Here is a 25196-nt window from a genome sequence, read left to right on the forward strand (position 1 = left end):
TCACTTCTCCTCTCCGAGCTTCACGGCCTGGTGCACGCGCAGGCGCCGGATATGCAGGAGCAGCAGCATTGCACCGGTCAGCATCATAACCCCGACTACGATATACAGCTGGCTCGTATCCCGGGTATCGAAGATCACCCGGAACGGCGGCACCTGCGTCTTCACGTTCTCCGCCGTCTGCAGGAACGGCAGGAAGAGATAGCTCGTAAGCTTGCCGATCCCGAAGCCGAGGCCGATGGCCAGACCCGCCGTAAAGATCTGCTCCAGGAGCAGCATCCCGGTCAGCTGTCTGCGTGAGAGGCCCATGGCCCGCAGCACACCGAACTGAACGACGCGCGAAGAGAGATTAAAGAACCAATACAGAATGTAGCCGATCAGCGAGACGAGCGCCGAGACCAGGAAGCCCAGGCTCAGAATGCCGAAGACGCCGCCGCGGGCCGGATGCTTCTTCTGGATGATGAGCTCGTTGCGCACATCCTTCACCGTCGCGATTCCGACCTTCTTCGCACTCAGCGCTTCAAGCAGCGGTGCCACCTTGGCGCCCTCCTCCATCTTCAGCCACACGTCATAAGGCGTAACCGGAGCCTGATCGAAGATATAATCGAGATTCGCGATGAAAAACGGCATTTCATCCGGATACTGGCTCGGCCAGTACGGCACAGTGGCCACGACGATGAACTCGACGGGCTGCTGTGAGACCGTAATGTTCAGCAGGTCGCCCGGCTTCAGGTGATGCTTCTCCGCAAAGGAGTCCGGGATAATCACTGCCTGCTCGTATTCCCCAAGCAGATTCAGATAGTTGTTCGGATGCGACTGGAACAGGTCGGGCCGAAACCATGCCACCTCGGCGAAGTCGACGTTGTCGATGCCCATAAGCATGCCTTGCCCGAGCGTCTTACCCGACAGCACGACGTTGCCCTTCGTGGTGAGCACACGGGCGGCGTGCTCCACGCCTTCGAGCTCCCGGAACACGGCGAACGGCGGCTCGATGTAGCGCATCTTCACCTGGGTGTTCTCGCCGCCTCCGGCACCTCCGGGCTGACCTCCGCCCTGTCCGCCTTGGCTTCCCTGGCCCCCGGCTCCTCCCGGCTGGCCTTGTCCCCCGCCCTGGCCCTGGCCCTGGCCGCCGCCCTGCGGCGCTGTTGGCAGCTCGAGCGGCACGGCCTCCCACTCCGCGCGCATGATCACATCCGTCCCGTAGGCATAGTGGATGCGGTCGGTGGAGTTCAGGTCGATCGTCCGCGCCGCGGAGGCGTTATAGACGCCGAGCCCCAGGGTCAGGATCAGGAGCAGCATCAGCGGGTAATAGGCGGTCGACGAGCGGGACAGCTGCGTCAACGTCAGATAGACGGGGACGGGCAGCAGCCGCTTGCCGAGCCAGTTGCCCAGGCGCAGCAGCCACGGGAACACCCGCAGGAAGAACAGGCCGAGCGCGATGATCGACAGGGCCGGAATGAAGAAGAGCAGCGGATGCACCGACAGCTGGTCGGTCGTCATTCCCGTGGCCCGGAACAGGTCCTGCCGCTGGGCGAACAGGTAGTACCCGTAGCCGACTAGACCGAGCAGCAGCACATCCAGGAACCAGCGCTGCCAGAAGGGCCTGCGGTCCGAGCGGGCCAGCTGCTGCTTGTAGGAGACGATCGAGCCCCGCGCGTAGACGACCGCGGGAATGACGCTCGCCAGCAGTGCGATGGCCACCGCGGCCGCCCCGTAGAGCAGCGCTTCGGCAGAGACGCCGACAGGCACGTCCTTACGGTCGACGAACGTCAGGAAGCCGCTGGACGATCCGATGCTCTTGGCCATGAACCAGCCGAGCATCGGACCGAGCGCCATGGCCGCCCCGCCGAGCAGCAGCCCTTCGAGCAGATAGATCCAGATGATCTGCCCCGTGCTGCCGCCGCGGCTGCGGATGACCGCGATCACGGTCCGCTGCCGGTCCAGGGACTGGCGGGCATTCATCACAATGTAGTAGAACACCATCGCGATCATGGGCGCGGCCAGGGTGAAGAGCAGCAGCTGCAGCTGCAGGCTCTGGACCTTGAACTCCTGGAGAAGCTGAATGAACGACACATCCACACGGGTGTTCTTCAGCTTCTGGAAGAGCACAATATCCAGCCGCTCGAGCTTGGCTTCAAGCGGCGACAGGTCGCTCGTCTGAATATTTTTCAGGTCGAACGCGTAATACCAGTTCGCCAGGTTGAGAGGGATTTTTTTGTTCTTCAGGATATAGTCCTGGAACCCCGCCTCGCTCATGAAGAAGGTGCCGAGCAGCCCCTCCATCCCCTGGTACCAGTACGGATCGCCTTCACTCTTCGGCTTGAAGGCGCCCGCGATCTTGACCTTCACCGGCGCAATACCATTGCCCCCCGAGATCGGATAGATGAACACGTCGCCGATATGCATATCCGCCCGGTACAGGGCCTCTTCGAGCAGGGCCACCTCGACGACGCCTCCCTGCGGCTGTTCCGCAGGCCACTGTCCGAGCGTGAGCTCAGCCTGCTCCTGCAGGCCGTTCTGCGCCATGAGCGTCATCTGCCGCCGCTTGCTCGGATCGACCTTCGACGGATCCTCCGGCGTCAGCTGGGAGGCACGGATCGACAGGCTCCGCACGAAGGCGGTATAAGGGAAGGCGATCTCCGTGGGAAGCTCTTCCCGGATATACCGGTCCACCTCCTCGAAAGCCGCCACATCCGCCTTATCGCTGCCCGCCGCCTGATAGCGCGCCATCACCGAGCCTGCCGGCAGGCCGCTGCTCTTCTCCTCTAGCGACTTCGCCACCACCCGCTTCAGGGAGCCGTCGGCATACATCGGAATCGAGGTGGTGAACGCAACCGCCATGATCAGCCCTGCCAGCGTGCTCAGCGTGAGCCAGCGCGTGTTCCACATCTTGCGGAGCAGAAACCTCAGCATCAGCATCAGCGGCCCACTACTTTCTGTCCCGGGGTCAGGCCCTTCAGGATCTCCACGTCCGTGGCGGTCTGCTGGCCGATCTCCACATCCACCTCACGCTTCGCGCCCTTCTCGTCCACCACCTGGACATAGTTTCGTCCGGCGTAAGAGCGCAGCGCCGCCGCGGGAATCGTCACGGTGTTCTCCTTGCGCTGCGTGATAATCTGCACGCTGAGCGGCCTGCCGCGGTCAAGTCCCTGCGGGAATTCGTCGAGGGCGATTAGCATGTAGTTGTCGATCGAGTCGGGCTTCGAATCCCCGCTGCCGTCGCTCTGACCCTCCCCGCCTCCGCCGGACGCATTCTCGTCCTTCGGCGCAGGCAGACGCAGCACCTTCCCCTTATGCTGGCCGGCGGCATTGATATCAACGACCGCCTCCATGCCCACGGCGACCTTCTTGAGATCGTCCGTGGAGATCGTCGCGGCGACAGTCAGCTGCGACAGATCGGCGATCTTCGCCACGGCGTCATAAGCCTTGGCCGTGTCGCCCTTCTTGAGATAGACGGACACGATCGTGCCGCTGTAGGGCGCCGCAAGCTTCGCGCCGGCGATCGTCTTCTGCAGCTTGTTCAACTCCTCGCGCTTCAGCTCGAAGTCGATCTTGGCCTTCTCGAGCTCCTCCGAAGTGAGCTCATCGGCCTTGCGCAGCGACTCGATCATCGCGAGCTCGTCCTTGCGGGTCTGCAGCTGCTTCTGCTTCAGCTGGCTCTCCTGCTCGGTCACGTCCAGCTCCGCGATGACCTGTCCGGCCTGCACCTGGTCGCCGGTCTTCACGGCGATGCTCTTGATGCGCCGGTTGTCCTCGTCGGTGAAGTACAAATCCTCCTCCACGGTCGCCATCAGCTTGCCGGAGCCCCGGACCTTCGTCTCGAGCGTCTGCGTCTTCACCTCATACTCCGGCTTCTTCGACAGCTGCGGAGGCTTGATCTCCGGCAACACTTCTTCATCGGCCTCCTTCGGCAGGAGAGAACAGCCGGATGTCAGCATGAGCCCAGCGGCCAGGCAGCCGATCAGCAGCCGACGCCCTCCAAGAAATCGCACGGCCCCCTTCGGGGCCTCACTTCGTTCAGCCCGCATCCCTGCCGATGAACTTACCATCCACCATTTCGAATACACGGTCGGCAACCTCCATTATGGTCTGATCATGTGTTGTCATGCAGATCGTTGTGCGCTCCGTGCGGATGATCTCCCGGAACACCGCCATCACCTGAGCGCCCATCTGCGAATCCAGCTCCGCCGTCGGCTCGTCGGCCAGCAGCAGGCTCGGCTTGTGGGCAATCGCCTTCGCAATCGCCACTCGCTGCTGCTCACCGCCGGACAGCTCGAAGGGACGGTGATGCATCCGCTTCGTCAGTCCCACAAGCTCCAGGCAGTGGGCGATTCTCGCCTTCCACTCGCTTCTCGGCACACCGGCCATGCGCAGCGACAATTCCACGTTCTCCCAAGCGGACAAGAGGGGCATTAAGGCAAACGATTGAAAAATAAAACCGATATCCTGTCTTCGTATGTACGTCCGCTTGTCGTCGCTGCTGCTGTGAAATGGGTGGCCCTTGAACAGGATCTCTCCCCGGTTCGGCTGGTCCAATCCCCCAATAAGATTGAGCAGTGTGGTTTTACCTGAGCCCGACCGGCCCTTGAGCATCACAAGCTGGAGCGGGTACAGCTCCATATTGATGCCTTTGAGCACATGGAGCGTGTCCCCTCCTACGGCAAAAGAACGCTCCACCCCTCTGACGGTCAGCAGCGGAGTACCCGTGTCCACCTCGGGCAGCCCCCCCTCTTCCGCCGGAGGGACCTCCGCTGAACCATCGGCCGGGTTCACCGCAGTTCTAGCCCCTGCTTCAGCTGCGGATGAGCCTCCGGGTTCTGCTGTAGATTGTTTTCTCCGCAGCCAAGACATCATCACAATCCTCCTCCAGTCCTTCTCCAAGCGCACGGATCACCGCGCTGCAAGACGCCCGCGGCGGGAGCGGCACACGGCCGCCCTCCCGTGCAGGCCGTCTATGAGTCTGGGAAAATGACAAATTGTTACAGTACTAATAGAATAGACGGATGCCGCCGATAAAAGGTTACATGAGCCCGAAATTTTTTTTGGCTATGATTTCCTCTCGCAGGAAAATTACATATAATAACCAAAGGAGTGCAGCAAGATATGGACGCTAACAAAGAAATTATGAGGACCTTGGTAAAATACTGTCTGCGGACGTTCGGACAAGGCGTAACGATCGGTGCCGCCGCCGTTCTTGTCAACTGTCTCTTTACCGGTGAAAAACTGCTGTCCCTGGAGAACCTCGGCCTTCTGCTGCTGGTAGGCCTCGGCACGACTGTCGTCGGCGTCTCCAACTTCATGACTTACGCCAAGCCCTTCCGTGAGATCGAAGGGTTCATCTCCCATATTGCGAATGGCGACCTGACCCAGGATATCAACCTCGAACGCCTCGGTTCGATGAAGCGTTTCGGCGTCCCGATGAATGGGATGCGGGAAGCCCTGCAGAAGCTGGTCTCCGAGGTTAAGCTGACTTCCGACCAGGTTCAGGCTTCGATCGAAGTGGTACAGCGCCAGATGGAGAGCACAAGGAACGACTACGCCCTCATCCTGCAGAACCTGCAGTCGATGGATTCGGGCATGCGGACCCAATCGGTTGCGGCAGCCGAGAGCGCCAAAGCCGTTGACGAGATGACCCAAGGCATTCTGCGGATCGCAGAGACGTCCTCATCGGCATCGTCGGAAGCTGCGGAAGCCGCCGGTTCGGCCGTCCGCTCCCGCGAAGACCTCTCGGGGATGAACGCGCAGATGGGACGCATCCGCGAATCGTTCGGCACCCTGACGGCAACGATTCACGAGCTCGTCGGCCGCACGCAGGAGATCAGCGGCTTCATCCAGTCGATCCGCGGCATCTCCGAGCAGACGAACATGCTGGCGCTCAATGCCGGCATCGAGGCGGCCCGTGCCGGCGAGCAGGGCAAAGGCTTCGCGGTAGTGGCCAGCGAGATCCGCAAGCTTGCCACCCAATCCGGCGATTCGGCCCAGAAGATCGGCGATGTGATCGGGCAGATCCGTACGAACTCCGAGCAGGCGTCGAGTGCCATGCAGCTCTCCGAACAGGAAATCTCCCGCGGCCTCTCCGTCGTCGCTTCGACGGAAACGACGATCCGCCAGATCCTCGAAGCCTTCGAGAATATCAATGACCAGATCCGCGAAATGTCCGCCGTAGGCGAGCAGATGGCTGCCGGCAGCGAGGAAGTGGCCGCCACGGTGGACAATATGGCCTCGACGGCTCGCCACTCTTCGCAGGGCATCACCGAGATTGTGAAGCTTACCGATAATGTCCAGATCAGCATGGGCGAGGTCAGCGGCGCGGCCGAGCGCCTCGAACACATGGGCAGCAAGCTGAGCGGGCTCATGAACCGTTTCAAGGTGTAAGGCTGCCGGCGAAACTGGCCTGCGAATTGAATACAGAAGCCCGATTGCGGCACAGCAAAGACCCCCTCCACTCTACCCAAGAGCGAAGGGGGTCTTATTGATATTTATGGACAAACCTGCTGCTTCACTAGTTCACCCGAGATTAACGCGAGCGGAATTTCTGCGAATGCTCCTTTGCCTGCTCCACGCTCGTGATCCGGTTGCGCTGCCACTCGAGCAGGATCCGGTCAATGTACCGGAAATGCACTTTGCCGGCAAAGACCGCTTCCTTGAGCCCGGCAAGAATCAGCTCCTCCGGATGGCCGTCCTTGTCGAGCCACCCCGCGATCGATTCAAGCTCCATCGGCGTCAGGGGACGGCCGAATTCCTTCTCGAAGATCGTGAACACGTCCCGGCTGCCTGCACCGGCAGCGGCTCCCGGACGGATCCGCCGGGACGCCTTCTCCTCCTGGAGATCCTCCAGCCGGCACTCCGCCAGCCGCTCCAGGAGCGGTGTCCAGTTGTACTTCTCGCTGTGCACCCCGGATGCCGGATCCATCTCCTCGTCGATCTGCAGCAGCCCTTCCTTGAGCAGCTTCTGCAGCGCGGCGATGACCTTCTCCGGCGGAAGCGACATCCTCGACTGGATCTCCTCGAGCGTCGGGAAATCCTTCTGCTCCTTCTGCTTGAAGGCCATGACATGCAGAATCAGCATGACCTCCGCCTCCTGCAGGCGCAGGCGCGAGTAATACTGGAGGAGCCAGTAAGGCACATCCACCTGGCCGTCCTTCCAGCCGAGAAGAAGCGCCGCTGACAATTCCTTGTTCGTTCCTTGACTTGATCTCATACCCTGCCCCTCTCCCTTTTCTATGCCGGCCGCGGGATCAAGGGTACAGACGGTAGAGCAGACGAGGGAACGGAATCGTCTCGCGGACGTGATCCAGCCCGCAGATCCAGGCTACGGTGCGCTCCAGGCCGAGGCCGAAGCCGGAGTGGGGAACCGAGCCGTATTTTCTCAGGTCCAGATACCACTGGTAAGCTTCCTTCGACAGCTCGTGCTGCAGGAAGCGCTCTTCCATCAGCTCCGGATCGTCGATCCGCTGGCTGCCTCCGATAATCTCCCCGTAGCCCTCCGGCGCGATCATATCGGCGCAGAGCACCACCTCGGGGCGGTTCGGATCAGGCTTCATATAGAACGCCTTGATCTCGGTCGGATAGTGGGTGATGAACACCGGCTTGTCGTAGCTCTGGGCTATGGCCGTCTCGTGCGGTGCGCCAAAGTCTTCACCCCATTCGAACTCGTGGCCGTTCTTCTTCAGGAACTCCACCGCTTCGTCGTATGTAATGCGCGGGAACGGCGCCTGAATGTTCTCCAGCTTCGAGATATCGCGCTCCAGGGTTTCGAGCTCCTTGCGGCAGTTCTTCAGCACCGACTGCACGACATGCGAGACGAACTGCTCCTGGATCTCCAGGTTCTCCTCATGCGTCACGAAAGCCATCTCCGGCTCGATCATCCAGAACTCGATGAGGTGGCGGCGGGTCTTGGACTTCTCTGCGCGGAACGTCGGTCCGAACGAGTAGACCCGGCCGAGCGCCATCGCAGCCGCTTCCATATAGAGCTGCCCGCTCTGTGTCAGGTAAGCGTCTTCTTCGAAGTACTTCGTATGGAACAGATTCGTCGTTCCTTCGCAGGAGGACGGCGTCAGGATCGGCGGATCGACCAGATGGAAGCCCCGCTCGTCGAAGAAATCCTGCACGGCGCGGATAATCTGAGCACGCACGACCAGAATGGCCCGCTGCCGGGGAGAACGGATCCATAGATGCCTGTGGTCCATAAGGAAGTCCACCCCGTGCTCCTTCGGCGTGATCGGATAGTCACTGGCAATCTGAATAATCTCCAGCCCCGTGACCGTCAGCTCGAAGCCGCCCTTGCTGCGCGTATCTTCCTTAACGACCCCGGTGACGTAGAGGGAGCTCTCCTGCGTCAGCATGCCCGCATTCTCCCACACTTCTTCGGGCACTTCACTCTTCACAACCACACCCTGCATAAATCCCGACCCGTCCCGCAGCTGCAGGAACCGGATCTTGCCGCTGGAGCGGATGTTATGCAGCCAGCAGCCGATCGTCACCGTCTGTTCCACATGCTTGCCCGCTTCGCGGATGGTGCACAATGTACGGCTCATTGGTTTGATCTCCTCCTTGTTCGCTAACCGTTACAACTACCCCGGAAGACCGAGAAAAACGGGCCCTGTCCCCGAAGGGAAGGCAACCCGCTCTCCTCTGCAGGACGCAGCCCGTTTACAGAACAAACGTTTGCGCTCCTGTCCGTCTTCTTATTCTACATGATTGCGGTTCAAAATCAAGCCGTAGGTGTCGCGCGCGATGACCAATTCTTCATTGGTCGGAATCACGAGCACCTGCACCCGGGAGCCCGGCTTCGTGATGGCACGGTCTTCGGGCGAGCGGCGGGCGTTCTCCTCTTCGTCGAAATCGATGCCGAGGAAGCTCAGCCCGCGGCATACGGCCGCGCGCAGCAGCGCGGAGTTCTCGCCGACCCCCGCGGTGAACACGATGGCGTCCAGACCGTTCATCGCCGCCGCGTAGGAGCCGATGTACTTGCGGAGCCGGTACTCGTACATCTCGAAGGCCAGTGCCGCATTGCGGTCTCCGGCTTCCATCGCCTCCGCGATCTCCCGCATATCGCTGCCGATATTCGAGATGGCGAGCAGGCCGCTGTGCTTGTTGAGCATCGAGTTCACTTCGCTCAGTGTCAGATCTTCCTTGGCCATCGTGAACGGCACGATCGCCGGGTCGATGTCGCCGCTGCGCGTACCCATCATGAGACCTTCCAGCGGAGTCATGCCCATGCTGGTATCCACCGACCTGCCGCCGTCGACAGCCGTGCAGGAAGCGCCGTTGCCGATATGGCAGGTCACCAGCTTGAGCTCCTCCAGCGGTCGGCCGAGGAACTTCGCCGCCTGTTCGCTGACGTATCCGTGCGACGTGCCGTGGAAGCCGTAGCGGCGGATCTTGTGCTTTTTATAGAGCACCATCGGAATCGGATAGAGGTACGATACCGGAGGCATCGTCTGGTGGAAGGCCGTATCGAACACAACCGCCTGGGGCACCCCCGGCATGTTCGCTTCCACTGCGTGGATGCCCAGCATATGCGCCGGGTTATGCAGAGGGGCGAGGTCGAAGAGGCGCTTGATCTCCTGCTTCACTTCTTCCGTGACGAGCACGGAGCTCGAGAACGATTCGCCTCCGTGGACGACGCGGTGTCCGACCGCTTCAATCTCGCTGACGGACTTCAGCACGCCGTGCTGCGGATGCACGATCATGTCGAGCACCTTGCGGATCGCGGTGGTGTGCTCGAGAATTTCACGCACTTCGCGCACCTCCGGCTTGCCGGTAGGCTCGATGGTGACGATTGCCGACTCCATGCCGATCCGCTCTACGCGGCCCTTGGCCAAGACGGATTCGTCCTCCATCTGGTACAGCTGGAATTTGAGCGAGGAGCTCCCCGCGTTAATTACGAGAACAATCATATCCGGTCACCATCCTTATCATAGCGGAAGAAGCCTTGTCCCGTCTTCATCCCGAGGTGGCCTGCGCGCACCATCTGCTTCAGGATGACCGCCGGACGGTATTTCACGTCGCCGAATTCGCGGAACATCCGCTCCATGGCTGCAAGGACCGAATCCAGCCCGAAGCGGTCGCACATCTCGAGCGGACCGTAGTGGAAGTCGTACCCGATGCGCATCGCGCTGTCGATGTCGGCGGCTTCCGCCACACGCTCGGACAGCACATGGAGCGCCTCGTTGATCAGCACGCAGATGAGGCGCGTGGTGACGAAGCCCGGCGATTCATACACCTGGATGCCCCGCTTCTGGATCGTGTCCTCAACGAACTGCTTCGTCTGGGCGAAGGTATCTTCGCTTGTTCGGAGTCCGCGGATAATCTCAACCATGTGAATCTTCGATACCGGGTACAGAAAGTGCAGCCCGATCACCCGCTCCGGCTGCTTGGTCTCGGCCGCAAGCTCCGTCAAGCTGAGCGTCGACGTATTGCTGGCCAGCACCACGTTCGGCGGGCATACCTCGTCCAGAACGCGGAACACTTCTTTTTTCAGATCCAGATCTTCGCTGATCGTCTCGATGACGAGATCGCAGTCGGCGAAGCTCTCCAGCGACGTTTCTTTATGGATTCTCGAAAGAATCAGTTTCTTCTCGACAGGCGTAATCGCCCACTTTTCCATCTGTTTATCAAGTGAAATCTCGAGCTGCTCGAGCGCAAGGTCGAGCTTTTCCTTTGTACGCTCTACCAGTACGACTTCCAGGCCCTTGCCTGCAAGCATCTCGGCTATTCCTTGTCCCATTGTGCCGGCGCCGACGACGCCGATTTTGTTCCATGCCATAGTCCGTACACCCTTTCTGACCTGCTTCAGATGTATTATACACAACCGAATTAAGAAATGAAAAAGCGTATGGCAATTTTCACAAAGAAGACAAAATGCGAGCGGATCCATTTCCACTCCATGACAATTCACCCATTTTCATTCATAATAAACGGGTCAAACGTACTCTTTTTGTCACCTTTTTCCGCGTCCGGCTCACGCTCTTTGGGCCTTAGGATACCCGGATTTGCCAAGATTCAATGATGGCTGGACAATGAAAAAGAACCCGCCGGCCGCTTCACAAAGGAAGGGACAACGGGTCCGTAGATATTAACGGTTGTAGGACAGGCGGGATTCGTGTGCCTGCTCGTAAGCGGTGATCTTGTCGGCATGCTGGAGCGTCAGCCCGATATCGTCGAGTCCCTGCAGCAGGAACTGGCGGCGGTGCTCGTCAAGATCGAACGCGATGTTCAGGCCTTGACTGTCGGTGATCGTCTTGTTCTCCAGATCGACGGTCAGCTGGTAGCCTTCCTGCGCAGCCGTGCGCTGGAAGAGCTCTTCCACCTGCTCCTCGCTCAGCTTGATCGGCAGGATGCCGTTCTTGAAGCAGTTGTTGTAGAAAATGTCGGCATACGACGGCGCGATCACAACGCGGAAGCCGAAGTCCTGGATCGCCCAAGGCGCGTGCTCACGGGAGGAGCCGCAGCCGAAGTTGGCGCGGGAGATCAGGACCGACGCGCCTTGGTAGCGCGGCTGGTTCAGGCTGAAGCTCGGAATCTCGGCGCCGCTCTGGTCGAAGCGCCATTCGTAGAACAGGAATTGGCCGAAGCCGGAGCGCTCAATGCGCTTCAGGAACTGCTTAGGGATAATCGCGTCCGTGTCCACGTTCACGCGGTCCACCGGAGCCACGAGGCCGGTATGCTGGTTGAAAGCTTCCATTGTGATAACTCCTCTACATTCGATATCTATAAGTCCAAGTCGGATGAATTCGATTCAAATCTTACGCTTCTTGCTTGACCTTGAACTGCCAGTCGCGCACGTCTACGAAGCGTCCTTCGATTGCAGCGGCTGCCGCCATCGCAGGAGACACGAGGTGCGTCCGGCCGTCGCGGCCCTGGCGGCCTTCGAAGTTCCGGTTGGACGTCGAAGCGCAGCGCTGGCCCGGCTTCAGAACGTCGGGGTTCATCGCGAGGCACATCGAGCAGCCCGCATCGCGCCATTCGAAGCCCGCTTCCGTGAAGATGACGTCGAGGCCTTCCTTCTCGGCTTGGATCTTGACGCGGCCCGAACCCGGTACCACGATCGCCGTAACATTAGGAGAAACCTTGTGGCCTTGGGCAACCGCCGCAGCGGCGCGCAGGTCTTCGATCCGGCCGTTCGTACAGGAACCGATGAACACGTAGTCGACAGGAATCTCCGTCATTGGCGTGCCCGGTGTGAGGCCCATGTATTCAATGGCCTTCTCAGCCGCCTTGCGCTCGTTCTCGGTGGCAAAATCAGCCGGATTCGGTACCGTCGCCGTTACGCTGGTTCCCATGCCCGGGCTCGTGCCCCAGGTGACCTGCGGGATCAGGGAGTCAGCATCGAATTCAACAACCCAGTCGTACTGTGCGCCTTCATCCGTGGAGAGCTGCTTCCATGCGGCTACGGCTGCCTCGAACGCTTCGCCCTGCGGTACGTACTGGCGGCCGCGGAGGTAATCGAAGGTCGTCTGGTCCGGAGCGATCAGGCCCGCTCTTGCGCCGGCTTCGATGGACATGTTGCACACGGTCATCCGCTCTTCCATGGACAGGCCGCGGATCGCTTCGCCGGTGTACTCGATAACGTAGCCCGTTGCGAAGTCCGTGCCGTACTTGGCGATGACGCCGAGGATCAGGTCCTTCGCCGTGACGCCCGGCTTCAGCTTGCCGTTGATGCGCACTTCAAGCGTCTTCGCCTTGGACTGCTGGAGGCACTGGGTAGCGAGCACGTGCTCGACCTCGGAGGTGCCGATACCGAATGCGAGGGCGCCGAAAGCACCGTGCGTCGAGGTATGGCTGTCGCCGCAGACGATCGTCTTGCCCGGGTGCGTCAAGCCGAGCTCAGGGCCCATAACGTGAACGACACCCTGGTCGATGGAGTCGAGGTCGAAGAGCGTGACGCCGAAGTCCGCACAGTTCTTGGACAGCGTGTCGATCTGCTGCTTCGAGATCGGGTCGGTGATGTTGTAGCGGTCTTTCGTCGGTACGTTGTGGTCCATCGTCGCATAGGTCAGGTCCGGACGGCGCACCTTGCGGCCGCTCAGGCGAAGGCCTTCGAACGCTTGCGGGGAGGTTACTTCGTGGACCAGGTGCAGGTCGATATAAATGATGCTCGGTTTGCCCGGCTCCGATTGAATTACGTGATTGTCCCAAATCTTCTCGAACATGGTTTTGGCCATTGGTTCCACCTCAATTAATAAGTCGTCTCTTTTGTAAACCCATCGTACCATTTCCTTATTCATTGTTCCAAGATATAATATCTATAACATTCATAGGATTTGATTATAAAGATAGTACCAGGTCACTCCAACCATTCCTTATAGAAAAGAGGCCTCCTTATGGAACTCCGCCAGCTGCAGTATGCCCTGCAGATCGCCATCGACAAGAATTTCTCCCGCGCCGCCGAAAAGCTCCATATCGCCCAGCCCTCGCTCAGCCAGCAGCTCTCGAAGCTCGAGAAGGAGATCGGTGTACTGCTCTTCCAGCGTACGACCAACTCCGTCGAGGTAACCCATGCCGGCTCCCTCTTCGTGGAGAAAGCCCAGGCCATCCTCGATATGGTGGAGCAGCTGAGACGCGAGATGGAGGACATCTCACAGATGCGCAAGGGCAAGCTCGTCGTCGGCTCCCTGCCGATCACCGGAGCCCACGTGCTCCCGTTCGTGCTGCCCGTCTTCCAGGCGCGCTATCCGGAGATCGAGATCACGCTCGTTGAGGAGACCTCGGCGAACCTCGAGCATCTCACCGGGATCGGCCAGGTGGACATCTCTCTGCTCTCCATTCCCCTGTTCGACGAAACGCTCGCGGCGGAGCCGATCATCGAGGAGGAAATCGTGCTCGCGCTGCCGCCCGGCCATCCGCTGGCGCTCGGCAGCCAGCCCTCCGACAGCTTCGACGTCGCTTCGCTGCAGAGCGAGCCCTTCATCGCGCTGAAGAAGGGCCAGGGCTTCCGCCAGATCACGCTTGAGCTCTGCCACCAGGCAGGCTTCTCCCCGAACATCGTCTTCGAGAGCTCCAACATCGATACCGTGCAGGCGCTCGTCGCTGCCGGGATGGGCATCAGCTTCATCCCCCGCATGGTGCGCCGGCGCGGGGGAGGCGAGCTCTCCCCGGTGTACCGCCCGCTCGCCGGCCGGCCGACAAGGACCCTGGTTATCGCCTCCCGCAAGGGACGCTACCTGTCCAAAGCGGTGGAAGCCTTCATCGAGACGTTCCGCGATGTGATGAGGGAGGCCGCTCTGCAATAAGGGAAAGCTGTATCAGCTTGCCGTGAATACGTCCTGCGGACGCGGCCGCCCCTGCGTTCATAGATCCTATTCGCAGGCGGTCAATAAGCGCTTACAGGATTCAAACTCAAATAGGTGTAACGGAAAAAATGTAACGAAAAAAGCCTCCGGCCAAGCCGGAAGGCTCCTTGTCTGCTCTCTCTTATGCGTGACTGCCGTCCGCCCTGCCCTCCGGCCTGCACGGTTATTCCTGGTACAGGGAGGGACGGCGGTCCTCGAAGATCGGAATGCGGCTGCGCACCTCAGGGACGAGACCGAGGTCGATCGTCGCCCGGATGATCCGCTCGGATTCATCCCCCTCAGCGATCACCTCGCCCCAAGGGTCGATTACCATAGAGTGGCCGAAGAACTCCGTCGTGCCGCTGATGCCCACCCGGTTGCAGGAGACGACGAACATCTGGTTCTCGATCGCCCGGGCGGTAAGCAGCGTGCGCCAGTGGTGCAGCCGGGGCTTCGGCCACTCCGCCGGCACGAAGAGTACCTGGGCGCCGCCGAGTGCGAGCCTGCGGGCCAGCTCCGGGAAGCGGATATCGTAGCAGATCATCGCGCCGGCCGGCACCCCGTCCAGCTCCAGGCGGCCCACCTCGCTGCCGCTGAGCAGGAACTTCTCCTCATCCATGAGGCGGAAGAGGTGGATCTTGGAATACGCACCTACCTGCTCACCTTCGCGGTCATAGGAGTAGATCGTGTTGTACACGCCGTCCTCCCGCAGGTCGGCCACCGAGCCGCCGACGATCAGCACGCCGTGCTTCCGGCTGAACGCCGACAAGAGCGCCCGGGTCCGCTCTCCTTCCCGGTCCGCCAGCTCACGGATCTGCTCGAGCGCATAGCCCGTGTTCCACATCTCGGGGAAGACGATGACGTCCGGCTTGACGTCCCCTGTCACCGCCTCCTCCAGCAGGGCTTCGAGCTTCGCGAAGTTGTTGTCCGGCTCCCCGATCGCGATGTCCATCTGGAGGAGCGCGAGATTCCATTTTGTGCTTGTCATAAGCTTCCCATCTTTCTGAGCTTGGGACGGCGCCGCTTCCGGCCGTGCGCCCCATCGTTTTCTTCTAATGATAGAGGATGAGTTCGAGAACTTCAATGCCGTCCGGACTCCTGCCCCCTGCTGCCGGCAGGAAAACTTCCCGGGGCGGTGTACACTCCGGCCGTTTCATGTTACATTATTCCTATCTGATGACCGTGAATTAAGGCAGCGGGCTTTTTGCCTATGCTCCCCTGCGTTTTCAGGCTGTTTCTTTCATTCTATAGACCATTGGAGTGACATATATATGACTTCTTCCACACCGGGCGTGGTCAGCGCCTTCCCCATGCAGCCCGCCCAGCGCCTGCAGGAGCTGCCGACGCAGTTCTTCTCGAAGCTCGTACGCAAGGCGAACGAACAGATCGCCCTCGGCCATGATGTGATCAACCTCGGACAGGGCAATCCCGACCGTCCCACGCCGGCGCATATCGTCAAAGCGCTGCAGGAGGCGGCGGAGAATCCGCTCTATCACCGCTATCCTCCCTTCAGCGGCTTCGGCTTCCTGAAGGAGGCCGTCGCCCTGCGGTATAAGGAGGACTACGGCGTGGACCTCGATCCCGAGACGGAGGTCGCCATTCTCTTCGGCGGCAAAACCGGCCTCGTTGAGATCGCCCAGTGCCTGCTGAATCCCGGCGACGTGTGCCTCGTGCCCGATCCCGGCTATCCCGACTACTGGTCCGGCGTCGCTTTGGCCGGAGCCCGGATGAGCTTCATGCCGCTGCGTGAGGAGAACGGCTTCCTGCCGGACTACAGCGCCCTGCCCGCCGAGGAAGTGCGCCAGGCCAAGCTCATGTTCATCAACTACCCGAACAACCCGACGGCGGCGGTCGCGAACGCATCCTTCTATAAGGAAACGATCGAGTTTGCGGCCAAGCACGGGATTGTCGTCTCCAGCGATTTTGCCTACGGGGCGGTCGGCTTCGACGGCCAGCGTCCGCTGAGCTTCCTCCAGTTCCCCGGCGCCAAGGAAGTCGGCGTGGAATTCTACACGCTCTCGAAAACATACAACATGGCGGGCTGGCGTGTAGGCTTCTGCCTCGGCAACCCCGAGATCGTCCGGATGATCAACCTGATCCAGGACCACTACTACTGTTCCCTTTTCGGCGGGATCCAGGTGGCGGCGGCCGAGGCGCTGAGAGGCCCGCAGGACTGCGTCCATGAGCTCGTCTCCGTCTATCAGGGACGCCGGGACGCCCTGTTCGGCGCGCTGGATAGGATCGGCTGGAAGGCCGCCAAACCGGCCGGCTCCTTCTTTACCTGGCTTCCGGTGCCCAAGGGGCACACCTCGGAATCGCTGGCTGACCGGCTGCTCGAAGAAGCCAAGATCGTCGTCGCGCCGGGCATCGGCTTCGGCACCCACGGCGAAGGCTATGTCCGCCTCGGCCTCCTTACAGGCGAAGACCGCCTGCAGGAAGCGGCGGAGCGGATCGACAAGCTCCGTCTGTTCGGCTGATGCGGCCGCGTTCTTAAGCGAATCGTGAAGCCGCACCGCCTTTACAAATCCGGCGGTCCCATGATATGCTAAGAAGAACCAAACGTTATGATGGGAATAGTAGGAGAGCCCCTTCACGCTCAGAGAGTAAATTCCACTGGCTGCGAGAATTTACCGTGAACCTTTGCCGAACCCGCCCCTGAACGGCCGGTGATGAGCCGGACGGCACCCTGCCGTTATGAGGATGGAAAGACGGATGAATCATTCATCAACTAAGGTGGTACCGCGGAAGTCAAGGCTTTCGTCCTTACAGGACGGGGCCTTTTTGTTTTATTCCGGCCGCTGTGCCGCGGATTGACGTTTGAAGATTGAAGGAATGAGGGATATGCAATGCAGGGAACGATCGTAGTCAAAATCGGCAGCTCCTCGCTGACCTCGGATGAAGGGGGGCTGAACCGGGATTCCATCGCCTTCTTCGCCTCGGAGCTTGCCCGTCTGCACCGCGGAGGGGACCGCGTTCTTCTTGTCACCTCCGGTGCCGTAGCCGCCGGCTTCCGGGCCATGGGCTATGCCGTGCGGCCGAAGCTGCTCCACGAGAAACAGGCGTCGGCATCGGTCGGGCAGGCGCTGCTCATGCAGGCCTACCAGGCGGCCTTCGCGGAGTACGGGATCGGCATCGGCCAGATTCTGCTGACCCGCTCCGACTTCTCGAACCGCCGGCGCATCCAGAATGCCCAGGCGACGATCGAGGAGCTGCTCCGGCGGGGCATTCTCCCCGTCGTCAACGAGAACGATACGGTGGCGGTCGACGAGCTCAAATTCGGGGATAACGATACGCTCTCCGCGCTTGTCGCCAACCTCGTCCGTGCACGCCGGCTGCTTATCCTCACGGACACCGACGGCCTCTACACCGAGGATCCCCGCCACAATCCCGAGGCCAAGCGCATCGACCGCGTGACCGAGATCGACGAGCATATCTACCGCATCGCCGGGGGCTCCGGCTCCATGGTCGGTACGGGGGGCATGCGCTCTAAGATCGAGGCGGCCCGGATTGCTATGCGGGGCGGCGTGCCCTGCTTCGTCGGCCGGGTGACCGAGCCCGGCGACCTGGTGAATGCAGCCGCCGGCACCGGCCGGGGCACCTACTTCGATACGAGCGAGCATAACCTGCCGATGAAGAAGCAGTGGCTCGGATTTCACTCGCAGCCGAAGGGCCTGGTTACCGTGGACGAAGGGGCCGAATCGGCGCTCGTCAGCGGCGGCCGCAGCCTGCTGCCAGCGGGTGTGCGCGAAGTCTCGGGCGAATTCCACCCTGGCGACGTGATCGAAGTGGCCGGCGTGAACGGCCAGATCATCGGGCGCGGCGTCGTCAACTACGAATCATGGCAGCTGCAGGCGGCGGCCGGCCTCGGCTCAGAGGAAGTGCTGCGCCGCATCGAGGTGCCCCGCATCGAAGTAATCCACCGGGATGAGTGGATTACCCTGGCCCAGTCGCTGCGGACGAAGGATTCGGCCCATTAGAACGGACGGATCTCTTATGCAATGCAATGGCCTGACGGCCCGTATAGGCAGCACCCATTAACCCGATCGAGGAGGAGACAGCGATGTCCCAGTTGGAAGGCGCAGTAGCGCTCAGCGAAGTGAAACAGAAGGCGGGGCTGGCCAAGCAGGCCGCCCCCCTGCTTGCTCAGCTCACCACCGAGCAGAAGAACCATGCCCTGCTGTATATGGCGGAGTGTCTCGAGAAAGAAGCGGAGTCGATCATCACGGCCAATGCCGAAGACCTGCAGCGCGGCCGGGAGAGCGGCATCTCCACCTCCCTGCTCGACCGTCTCGCCCTGAACCGGCAGCGGATCGAAGCGATGGCCGAAGGCCTGCGCCAGATCGTCACGCTGCCCGATCCGATTGGCGATACGCTGGAGGCGTTCAGCCGCCCGAACGGCCTGCACATCCGCAAGGTGCGCGTGCCGCTCGGCGTGATCGGCATCATCTATGAAGCGCGTCCGAATGTGACTGTGGATGCGGCAGGCCTCTGCCTCAAGACCGGCAATGCGGTCGTGCTGCGCGGCGGATCCTCCGCCCTGTCCTCCAACAAGCGCATCGTAGAGGTGCTGCACCAGGCGCTGGAGCAGACCGACCTGCCGCCGTTCGCCCTGCAGCTCGTGCTGGATCCGAACCGCAGCTCCGTGGACGAGATGCTGAAGCTGAACGGTCTGCTCGACGTGCTCATTCCGCGGGGCGGCGCTTCACTGATCCAGAACGTGGTCAAGAATGCGACCGTACCGGTCATCGAGACCGGCGCAGGCGTCTGCCATACGTACCTGGACGAATCCGCCCAGCCGGACATGGCCCTGCAGATCGCCATTAACGCCAAGGTGCAGCGCCCGTCGGTCTGCAACTCCATGGAGACGCTGCTCGTGCACCGCGGATTCGCCGCACAGCATCTGCCGATGATTGCGGAGCAGTTCCTGCAGCAGCGCGTAGAACTGCGCGGCGACGAAGAGGCCCGCACGCTGGTGTCCGGCATCTCCGCCGCCACCGAGGAAGACTGGGATACGGAATACAACGACTATATTCTCAACGTGCGGATCGTCAGCGGACTCGATGAAGCTCTGGAGCATATCCGGCTTCACGGCACGATGCACTCCGAGTGCATCGTCACGGAGAACACGCTGCACGCCGCTCGCTTCCTCCAGGAAGTGGACGCGGCCGCCGTCTACCATAACGCATCGACCCGCTTCACCGACGGCTTCGAATTCGGGTTCGGCGCCGAGATCGGCATCTCCACCCAGAAGCTGCATGCCCGCGGGCCGATGGGGCTGCCGGCACTGACGTCCAGCAAATACTGCATTACGGGCAGCGGCCAGATCCGGGGATAAGCGGGGCACTTGTCCCTTTTCCCCGGACTACAGCCTTCCGCAGCGCAGTTCACGCGGCATCTGTACGGCGCCTTATCCCATCCTTTCTCGCCGGCGGACCGCCCTTTACGCCGCTTAAGCCCCGAAGCATCTCGGACTCCCTCAGGGCACAGGCCGGCACCACAACAACGAAGAATACTAAAGGAGCATGATCATTCCCATGGCCACAGGATTGCCACAGCAGCAGATAGCATTCGTAGGAGCCGGATCCATGGCCGAAGCCATCATCCGCGGACTTATCGACAAAGGCGGCGTGCCGGGCGCAAGCCTGTTCGTCGTCAACCGTTCCAACGGGGAGCGGCTCGCCGAGCTTCATTCCCGGTACGGCATCCGGTATGCCCTGGAGCAGAACGCCAAGGACGAAGCGGTCCGTTCGGCCGACATTGTCGTACTCGCCTTCAAGCCGAAGGATGCCGTAGAGGGCATTCTCGCGCTGAAGAATCAGCTGCGCCCCGATCAGCTGATCGTCTCGGTGATCGCGGGTCTGTCCGTCGCGACCATTCACGGGCTGCTCGGCGGCGAAGCTTTTGCGGTCGTCCGCACGATGCCGAACACCTCGAGCACCATCGGTCTCGGCGCCACCGGCATCGCCTTCTCGGAGAGCGTGACGGAGCAGCAGCGCCGGCTCGCTTCCGATATGTTCGCTTCCACCGGCATCGTCGCCATCGTCGACGAGAACCAGATCGATGCCATTACAGGTCTCTCCGGCAGCGGACCGGCTTATGTTTATTACATGATGGAGGCGATGATGGAAGGCGGCATCCGCTCCGGTCTCTCCCGGGAAGAGTCCCGGCGCCTCACGATCCAGACCTTCCTCGGCGCCGCCGGGATGGTGCAGGCTACCGGGGAAGAACCGGCCGATCTGCGGCGCAAGGTCACCTCGCCGAACGGCACGACGCAGGCGGCCATCGAGGTTATGGAACGCGCCGGCTTCCAGGATGCCCTCATGGCAGGCATGCACAGAGCAATGGAACGTGCGGGCGAGATGGGCGAAGCGATCTCCCAGTCCGTCACCGCCTCCAGCAAATAAACACGGGGCGCTATCGCTCCCCGCTCCATCACAATCCACGTGCATTTTCGCAGAAAGAAGGTGTCCGCATTGACTTCCGAATTCAGCCAGGCTGCCTCCGGCGCCTACTGCACAGCAACCTACCGCCTCTACGACGACAAGGCGGACTTTCACAAAAAAGCAACCGGCATCGCCGTAGGGCTCACTGTGGGCTCCTGGACCGACCTCCCCGAAGCGCGCAAAGCCGAGATGGAGCGCCATCTCGGCCGCGTGGTTTCGGTCGACGTCCATGAGCCGGCGGACGCCGCTTCCGGCGAGCGCTTCGCCGACATCACCATCGCCTATCCGGACGTGAACTTTTCCCGGGACATTCCGGCGCTGCTCGTCACCGTGTTCGGGAAGCTCTCCATGGACGGCAGGATCAAGCTCACCGATCTGTCGTTCTCGGATGATTTCCTCTCCGCCTTCCCGGGGCCCCGCTTCGGGCTGGGCGGCGTCCGGGAGCTGCTCGGCGTACCGGAACGGCCGCTGCTTATGAGCATTTTCAAATCCGTCATCGGCCATGATCTTCCGGCACTGAAGGAGCAGTTCTACCAGCAGGCGCTCGGCGGCGTCGATCTCATCAAGGACGACGAGATCCTGTTCGAGAACCCGCTGACCCCGATCGAGCGCCGCGTGGAAGCCTGCATGCAGGCGGCCGCCGATGCACAGAAGGAGACCGGGCAGAAGCTGCTCTATGCCGCCAACCTCACCGGTCCTACCTTCGACCTTGTGAACCAGGCCCGCCAGGCGATCGGTGCAGGCGCCAACGCCCTGCTCTTCAACGTGCTGGCCTACGGCTTCGACGCCCTCAGCGAGCTCAGCCGGCACCCCGACATTCAGGTGCCGATCATGGCGCACCCGGCCCTTGCCGGCGCCTTCTATCCGTCCGCCTACCACGGGATCTCGGCGCAGGTGCTGCTCGGTAAGCTCATGAGGCTGGCCGGCGCGGATCTTGTCTTGTTCCCTTCTCCTTACGGCTCCGTCGTGATGCCAAGGGAAGAGAACCTGGCCATCAAGGAAGCGCTGCTCGACACCACGGGCGCTGCCGAAGGCACCGGCTTCGGCCGTCTAAGGACCAGCTTCCCTGTCCCATCCGCAGGCATTCATCCGGGCCTTGTGCCGCTGATTCTGAAGGACTTCGGCACCGATGTCGTCGTGAACGCCGGCGGCGGCGTTCACGGCCATCCGATGGGCGCTGCCGCCGGCGGCAGAGCGTTCCGCCAGGCGATTGACGGCTGCCTCGCCGGCACCTCCCTCCGGGAGTATGCCGCAGCCGGTCGGCCGGAGCTGCAGGCGGCTATCGACGCATGGGGGATCCGCGAATGAGCAAACAGCGCGTTATCTTCTGCGACTTTGACGGCACCATCACGGTTAACGACAACATCGTCGCCATCATGAAGCATTTTGAGCCCCCGGGCTGGGATGCGATCGTGGAGGACGTTCTGGCGAAGCGGGTGTCGGTCCGGGAAGGCGTGGGGCGCATGTTCGCCCTGCTGCCTACGGAGCGCCGCCAAGAGATTACCGACTATGCGATCGGCAACGTCACGATCCGGGAAGGCTTCCTCGAGCTGCTGGAGTACTGCCGCCGGGAAGGCATCACCTTCCTCGTCACCTCGGGCGGCATCGACTTTTTCGTCTATCCCGTGCTCTCGCCGTTTCCGATTCCCGAGGAGAACATCTATTGCAACGGCAGCGACTTCAGCGGTTCCCACATCGAAATTTTGTGGCCGCATGCGTGCGATGAGCACTGCCATAACGACTGCGGCATGTGCAAGACGGCGATTATCCGCTCCTATCCGTCCGAGTCGTATGAGCGGATTCTGATCGGGGACAGCATCACCGACTTCGAAGGGGCGAAGCTCGCCGACCTGGTCTTTGCGCGTGCGCACCTGGTAGACCTGTGCCGGGAGCTCGGCCTGAATTATAAGCCGTTCGAGACGTTCCATGAAGTGATCCAGGGATTAGAGGAGTTGAAGGTACGATGAGCCTCGCCATTCGATTAGAGGACAAGCAGCAGGCGTTCGAGGAGCTGCGCGATATCAAAACATACCTGGCGGGACGCAATTGGTTCCCGGGCACGAGCGGCAACCTGTCCATCCGTGTCGGCGAATTCACCCCCGAGCAGTTCGCCTTCGCCGTAACGGCCAGCGGCAAAGACAAGTCGGTGAACACCCCTTCCGACTATCTGCTTGTCGACCAAAGCGGCAAGCCGATCGAAGCGACGGGACTGAAGCCGTCCGCCGAGACGCTGATTCACTGCGAGATCTACCGGGCCACGGGGGCGGGCGCGATTTTCCATGTGCATACCGTCTTCAATAACCTCGTCTCCGAGCTGTACGGGGACCGGGGCAGCGTGCCGATCGACGGTGTCGAGCTCATTAAGGCCTTCAACATCTGGGAGGAAGAAGCCCAGATCGAGATTCCAATCGTGCCGAACTACGCGGAGATCCCGCGCATTGCCGAGCTCGTGGAGCAGGCGATTCTCCCGCGCATTCCCGGCATCCTGATCCGCAAGCACGGCATCTGCGCCTGGGGCGCCAATGCCTTCGAAGCCAAGCGGCACCTGGAGGCTTTCGAGTTCCTCTTCGAGTACGCCTACCGTCTGGCACTGCTGCGCAAGTAAGCGTCTCCCTCTGCACCCCGCCTTTTCGCGGATTGCGGATAGTGGACTAGCAATAAGCGGATAGCCCAAACACCAAACGCCTGTAAACAGCCCAGCAAGCTGATTTACAGGCGTTTTTTACTTTGGCTTAGCCGGCTCCGACTGTTCTGCCGGCAGGTTCACCACCAGTACCATTTCGTCTCGAAATCCGCTGTACTTGGCCCCCCCTCTCCCATGCTCTCGTACCCTCCTGGGTCAGTGAACTCATGAAAAAAGAGGCCGGCCTCCGCTAAGCGGAAAGACTGCCTCTTTTTGCTAAACGGCTTGCCTTACTTTCCGTACTCGCTCGGATTCGCGCTCCAGGCTCTCAGCGCCTGCAGGTCGCTCTCCTGAACACTGCCGTTCTTCACGGCCACATCGAGCAGGACGGAGTAGTTCGTCAGCGTCTCGAACGGCACACCGGCCTCGCCAAACGCTGCTGCGGCCTTCTCGAATTGGTAGGAGAAGATGCCGAGTACGCCGAGTGCCTGTGCGCCAGCGTCGTTGACCGCCAGTGCCACCTTCAGCGAGCTGCCGCCGGTGGAGATCAGATCCTCGATCACCACCGTCTTCTGGCCGGCTTCGATATGGCCTTCGATCAGGTTCTCCTTGCCGTGGCCCTTCGCCTTGTCACGCACGTACACCATCGGCAGGCCGAGCTTCTGGGCGACCCATGCCGCATGCGGAATACCGCCTGTCGCTGCGCCTGCAATGACTTCCGCATCCGGGAAGTTGTCGCGGATGAGCTGAACGAAGCCCTCGGCGATCCGCTCACGGATCTCCGGATAGGAGATCGTCAGCCGGTTGTCGCAGTAGATCGGCGACTTGAGGCCGGACGTCCAGGTAAAGGGCTGCTGCGGACGGAGCGCAACGGCTCCGATCTTCAGAAGGTCGGAAGCGATCTGCTCAGCCAGAGCTGGGCTTGTAACGATGGTTTTTTGACTCATGATATCGTCTCCTTTGAATGGGCTGTGTCTGGTTCTATCCTTGAGCTCTAACGGCTTGTTAATTGGCTTGTCGATTATTCCGATACCGAAGCAATGATGGCTTCCAGCGCCGCTCTCGGGTCTGCTGCGCCTGTGATCGGGCGGCCGATCACCACATAATCCGTACCTTGGGCAAAAGCCTCCGGCGGCGTCATGACGCGCGACTGGTCGCCGATATCCGAGCCTGCCGGACGGATCCCCGGCGTGACGGTAAGAAAGCCGCTGCCGCAGGCTTCCTTGATCCGCACCACCTCGAGCGGGGAAGCGACAACGCCGTGGAGTCCCGCCGAGCGGGTCAGCTGGGCATAGCGGAGGACTGCCTCCTCCACCGTGCCGGCAAGTCCGATTTCCTCATTCATGACCGCCTGGGAGGTGCTGGTCAACTGTGTCACGCCGATGACCGCCGGACGGACCGCCGACGGGCCAAGACCCGTCAGCGCCTTGTCCACGCCTTCCATGGCGGCTCCCATCATGGCCCGTCCCCCGGCGGCGTGCACGTTGAACATATCCACGCCAAGCCGCGTGATGCTCTCCGCCCCGCCCTTGACCGTGTTCGGAATGTCGTGCATCTTGAGGTCCAAGAAGACATGATAGCCCTTCTCCTTCAGGCTGCTGACAAACCCCGGGCCTGCGCTGTAGAACAGCTGCATGCCCACCTTCATGTAACAGGGAATCCCCGCCAGGGATTCCACCAACGCTTGCGCCTGCTCCGCATGCGGATAATCCAGGGCCACCATAATCCGCTGTGCTGCGTTCGACATCCGGCAATGCCTCCTTCTATGAATCCTCTTGGCCTTCGTATGTAAGCCGGGCCGCAATCATGGCCCAAGCATGGGATTAGCACAGTCTCCCATAAGGCTCGGGGGATCCT

General features: G+C 61.2%; 21 protein-coding genes and 1 other annotated feature. Of the genes, 9 read left to right on the forward strand and 12 right to left on the reverse strand.

The window, feature by feature from the left end; all coding sequences use genetic code 11:
* From ACP26L_RS25340 to ACP26L_RS25350, 3 genes are read right to left on the reverse strand one after another with little or no spacing between them, the layout of a single operon-like run.
* On the reverse strand, positions 1-2916 hold the full coding sequence (locus ACP26L_RS25340; protein WP_426447476.1) for an ABC transporter permease: 2916 nt from the start codon (positions 2914-2916) through the stop codon (positions 1-3).
* Positions 2916-4064: an efflux RND transporter periplasmic adaptor subunit gene (locus ACP26L_RS25345; RefSeq protein WP_426447478.1), complete on the reverse strand. Its 1149-nt coding sequence runs from the start codon at positions 4062-4064 to the stop codon at positions 2916-2918. Before ACP26L_RS25345 ends, ACP26L_RS25340 begins: the two co-directional genes overlap by 1 nt.
* Positions 4015-4851, reverse strand: a complete 837-nt coding sequence (locus ACP26L_RS25350; protein WP_426447480.1) for an ABC transporter ATP-binding protein — start codon at positions 4849-4851, stop codon at positions 4015-4017. The genes ACP26L_RS25345 and ACP26L_RS25350 overlap by 50 nt, the downstream gene beginning before the upstream one ends.
* A gap of 249 nt (positions 4852-5100) precedes the next feature.
* Between ACP26L_RS25350 and ACP26L_RS25355 the strand changes: the two genes are divergently transcribed.
* Positions 5101-6372 (forward strand): methyl-accepting chemotaxis protein, encoded by a 1272-nt coding sequence (locus ACP26L_RS25355; RefSeq protein ID WP_426447482.1) that lies wholly within the window; start codon positions 5101-5103, stop codon positions 6370-6372.
* Positions 6373-6514: 142 nt separating this feature from the next.
* Here ACP26L_RS25355 and ACP26L_RS25360 read toward each other — a convergent pair whose 3' ends face one another.
* The 6 genes from ACP26L_RS25360 to leuC form a co-directional block, all read right to left on the reverse strand.
* On the reverse strand, positions 6515-7198 hold the full coding sequence (locus ACP26L_RS25360) for a DnaD domain-containing protein (protein ID WP_426447484.1): 684 nt from the start codon (positions 7196-7198) through the stop codon (positions 6515-6517).
* Positions 7199-7235: 37 nt separating this feature from the next.
* Positions 7236-8534: an asparagine--tRNA ligase gene (gene asnS / locus ACP26L_RS25365; protein WP_426447486.1), complete on the reverse strand. Its 1299-nt coding sequence runs from the start codon at positions 8532-8534 to the stop codon at positions 7236-7238.
* A gap of 150 nt (positions 8535-8684) precedes the next feature.
* Positions 8685-9899: an acetate kinase gene (locus ACP26L_RS25370; protein WP_426447488.1), complete on the reverse strand. Its 1215-nt coding sequence runs from the start codon at positions 9897-9899 to the stop codon at positions 8685-8687.
* Complete coding sequence (locus tag ACP26L_RS25375; RefSeq protein ID WP_426447490.1) at positions 9896-10768, reverse strand: 3-hydroxyacyl-CoA dehydrogenase family protein; 873 nt, start codon at positions 10766-10768, stop codon at positions 9896-9898. The genes ACP26L_RS25370 and ACP26L_RS25375 overlap by 4 nt, the downstream gene beginning before the upstream one ends.
* Positions 10769-11077: 309 nt before the next feature.
* Positions 11078-11686: a 3-isopropylmalate dehydratase small subunit gene (gene leuD / locus ACP26L_RS25380; protein ID WP_426447492.1), complete on the reverse strand. Its 609-nt coding sequence runs from the start codon at positions 11684-11686 to the stop codon at positions 11078-11080.
* Between the two features lie 61 nt (positions 11687-11747).
* Positions 11748-13166, reverse strand: a complete 1419-nt coding sequence (gene leuC, locus ACP26L_RS25385) for a 3-isopropylmalate dehydratase large subunit (RefSeq protein WP_426447494.1) — start codon at positions 13164-13166, stop codon at positions 11748-11750.
* Positions 13167-13325: 159 nt separating this feature from the next.
* Between leuC and ACP26L_RS25390 the strand changes: the two genes are divergently transcribed.
* On the forward strand, positions 13326-14234 hold the full coding sequence (locus ACP26L_RS25390; RefSeq protein ID WP_426447496.1) for a LysR family transcriptional regulator: 909 nt from the start codon (positions 13326-13328) through the stop codon (positions 14232-14234).
* 223 nt (positions 14235-14457) lie between these two features.
* Here the strand turns inward: ACP26L_RS25390 and ACP26L_RS25395 are convergent, their stop codons facing one another.
* Positions 14458-15261, reverse strand: a complete 804-nt coding sequence (locus ACP26L_RS25395; RefSeq protein ID WP_426447497.1) for a carbon-nitrogen family hydrolase — start codon at positions 15259-15261, stop codon at positions 14458-14460.
* 283 nt (positions 15262-15544) lie between these two features.
* Here ACP26L_RS25395 and ACP26L_RS25400 point away from each other — a divergent pair, with 283 nt between their 5' ends.
* The 7 genes from ACP26L_RS25400 (at position 15545) to ACP26L_RS25430 (ending at position 23321) form a co-directional block, all read left to right on the forward strand.
* Positions 15545-16750 (forward strand): pyridoxal phosphate-dependent aminotransferase, encoded by a 1206-nt coding sequence (locus ACP26L_RS25400; RefSeq protein ID WP_426447499.1) that lies wholly within the window; start codon positions 15545-15547, stop codon positions 16748-16750.
* A 78-nt stretch (positions 16751-16828) separates the two neighbouring features.
* Positions 16829-17041: a binding site (T-box leader), on the forward strand.
* 78 nt (positions 17042-17119) lie between these two features.
* A complete protein-coding gene (proB, locus tag ACP26L_RS25405; RefSeq protein WP_426447501.1) occupies positions 17120-18250 on the forward strand; it encodes a glutamate 5-kinase in 1131 nt (376 codons plus the stop codon).
* A gap of 65 nt (positions 18251-18315) precedes the next feature.
* Positions 18316-19608 carry a glutamate-5-semialdehyde dehydrogenase gene (locus tag ACP26L_RS25410; protein WP_426455083.1) on the forward strand — a complete coding sequence of 431 codons (1293 nt, stop codon included), beginning with the start codon at positions 18316-18318 and terminating at the stop codon, positions 19606-19608.
* Between the two features lie 199 nt (positions 19609-19807).
* Entirely contained in the window at positions 19808-20677 is an 870-nt protein-coding gene (gene proC / locus ACP26L_RS25415) for a pyrroline-5-carboxylate reductase (protein ID WP_426447503.1), read from the forward strand.
* Between the two features lie 60 nt (positions 20678-20737).
* Positions 20738-22024 (forward strand): 2,3-diketo-5-methylthiopentyl-1-phosphate enolase, encoded by a 1287-nt coding sequence (locus ACP26L_RS25420; protein WP_426455085.1) that lies wholly within the window; start codon positions 20738-20740, stop codon positions 22022-22024.
* The gene (locus ACP26L_RS25425) at positions 22021-22683 is read left to right on the forward strand and encodes a 2-hydroxy-3-keto-5-methylthiopentenyl-1-phosphate phosphatase (RefSeq protein ID WP_426447505.1); all 663 of its coding nucleotides are present in this window, start codon (positions 22021-22023) and stop codon (positions 22681-22683) included. The genes ACP26L_RS25420 and ACP26L_RS25425 overlap by 4 nt, the downstream gene beginning before the upstream one ends.
* Positions 22680-23321 carry a methylthioribulose 1-phosphate dehydratase gene (locus ACP26L_RS25430; protein ID WP_426447507.1) on the forward strand — a complete coding sequence of 214 codons (642 nt, stop codon included), beginning with the start codon at positions 22680-22682 and terminating at the stop codon, positions 23319-23321. The genes ACP26L_RS25425 and ACP26L_RS25430 overlap by 4 nt, the downstream gene beginning before the upstream one ends.
* Positions 23322-23629: 308 nt before the next feature.
* Here the strand turns inward: ACP26L_RS25430 and pyrE are convergent, their stop codons facing one another.
* Together pyrE and pyrF are read right to left on the reverse strand one after the other, a co-directional pair.
* Entirely contained in the window at positions 23630-24286 is a 657-nt protein-coding gene (gene pyrE / locus ACP26L_RS25435; RefSeq protein WP_426447509.1) for an orotate phosphoribosyltransferase, read from the reverse strand.
* Between the two features lie 74 nt (positions 24287-24360).
* Positions 24361-25086, reverse strand: coding sequence for an orotidine-5'-phosphate decarboxylase (gene pyrF / locus ACP26L_RS25440; RefSeq protein WP_426447511.1), 726 nt, complete (start codon positions 25084-25086; stop codon positions 24361-24363).
* Positions 25087-25196 lie beyond the last annotated feature (110 nt).

It is taken from the genome of Paenibacillus sp. S-38, from assembly GCF_049942825.1.
Taxonomy (GTDB): domain Bacteria; phylum Bacillota; class Bacilli; order Paenibacillales; family NBRC-103111; genus Paenibacillus_G.

Coding starts and splice junctions, on each gene's coding strand:
- leuD (WP_426447492.1), bottom strand. CDS start 11,686: ATGGAAGCTTTCAACCAGCATACCGGCCTCGTGGCTCCGGTGGACCGC.
- pyrF (WP_426447511.1), bottom strand. CDS start 25,086: ATGTCGAACGCAGCACAGCGGATTATGGTGGCCCTGGATTATCCGCAT.
- ACP26L_RS25390 (WP_426447496.1), top strand. CDS start 13,326: ATGGAACTCCGCCAGCTGCAGTATGCCCTGCAGATCGCCATCGACAAG.
- ACP26L_RS25395 (WP_426447497.1), bottom strand. CDS start 15,261: ATGACAAGCACAAAATGGAATCTCGCGCTCCTCCAGATGGACATCGCG.
- ACP26L_RS25425 (WP_426447505.1), top strand. CDS start 22,021: ATGAGCAAACAGCGCGTTATCTTCTGCGACTTTGACGGCACCATCACG.
- ACP26L_RS25375 (WP_426447490.1), bottom strand. CDS start 10,768: ATGGCATGGAACAAAATCGGCGTCGTCGGCGCCGGCACAATGGGACAA.
- ACP26L_RS25430 (WP_426447507.1), top strand. CDS start 22,680: ATGAGCCTCGCCATTCGATTAGAGGACAAGCAGCAGGCGTTCGAGGAG.
- ACP26L_RS25340 (WP_426447476.1), bottom strand. CDS start 2,916: ATGCTGATGCTGAGGTTTCTGCTCCGCAAGATGTGGAACACGCGCTGG.
- asnS (WP_426447486.1), bottom strand. CDS start 8,534: ATGAGCCGTACATTGTGCACCATCCGCGAAGCGGGCAAGCATGTGGAA.
- proB (WP_426447501.1), top strand. CDS start 17,120: ATGCAGGGAACGATCGTAGTCAAAATCGGCAGCTCCTCGCTGACCTCG.
- ACP26L_RS25360 (WP_426447484.1), bottom strand. CDS start 7,198: ATGAGATCAAGTCAAGGAACGAACAAGGAATTGTCAGCGGCGCTTCTT.
- pyrE (WP_426447509.1), bottom strand. CDS start 24,286: ATGAGTCAAAAAACCATCGTTACAAGCCCAGCTCTGGCTGAGCAGATC.
- leuC (WP_426447494.1), bottom strand. CDS start 13,166: ATGGCCAAAACCATGTTCGAGAAGATTTGGGACAATCACGTAATTCAA.
- ACP26L_RS25355 (WP_426447482.1), top strand. CDS start 5,101: ATGGACGCTAACAAAGAAATTATGAGGACCTTGGTAAAATACTGTCTG.
- ACP26L_RS25350 (WP_426447480.1), bottom strand. CDS start 4,851: ATGATGTCTTGGCTGCGGAGAAAACAATCTACAGCAGAACCCGGAGGC.
- ACP26L_RS25370 (WP_426447488.1), bottom strand. CDS start 9,899: ATGATTGTTCTCGTAATTAACGCGGGGAGCTCCTCGCTCAAATTCCAG.
- proC (WP_426447503.1), top strand. CDS start 19,808: ATGGCCACAGGATTGCCACAGCAGCAGATAGCATTCGTAGGAGCCGGA.
- ACP26L_RS25400 (WP_426447499.1), top strand. CDS start 15,545: ATGACTTCTTCCACACCGGGCGTGGTCAGCGCCTTCCCCATGCAGCCC.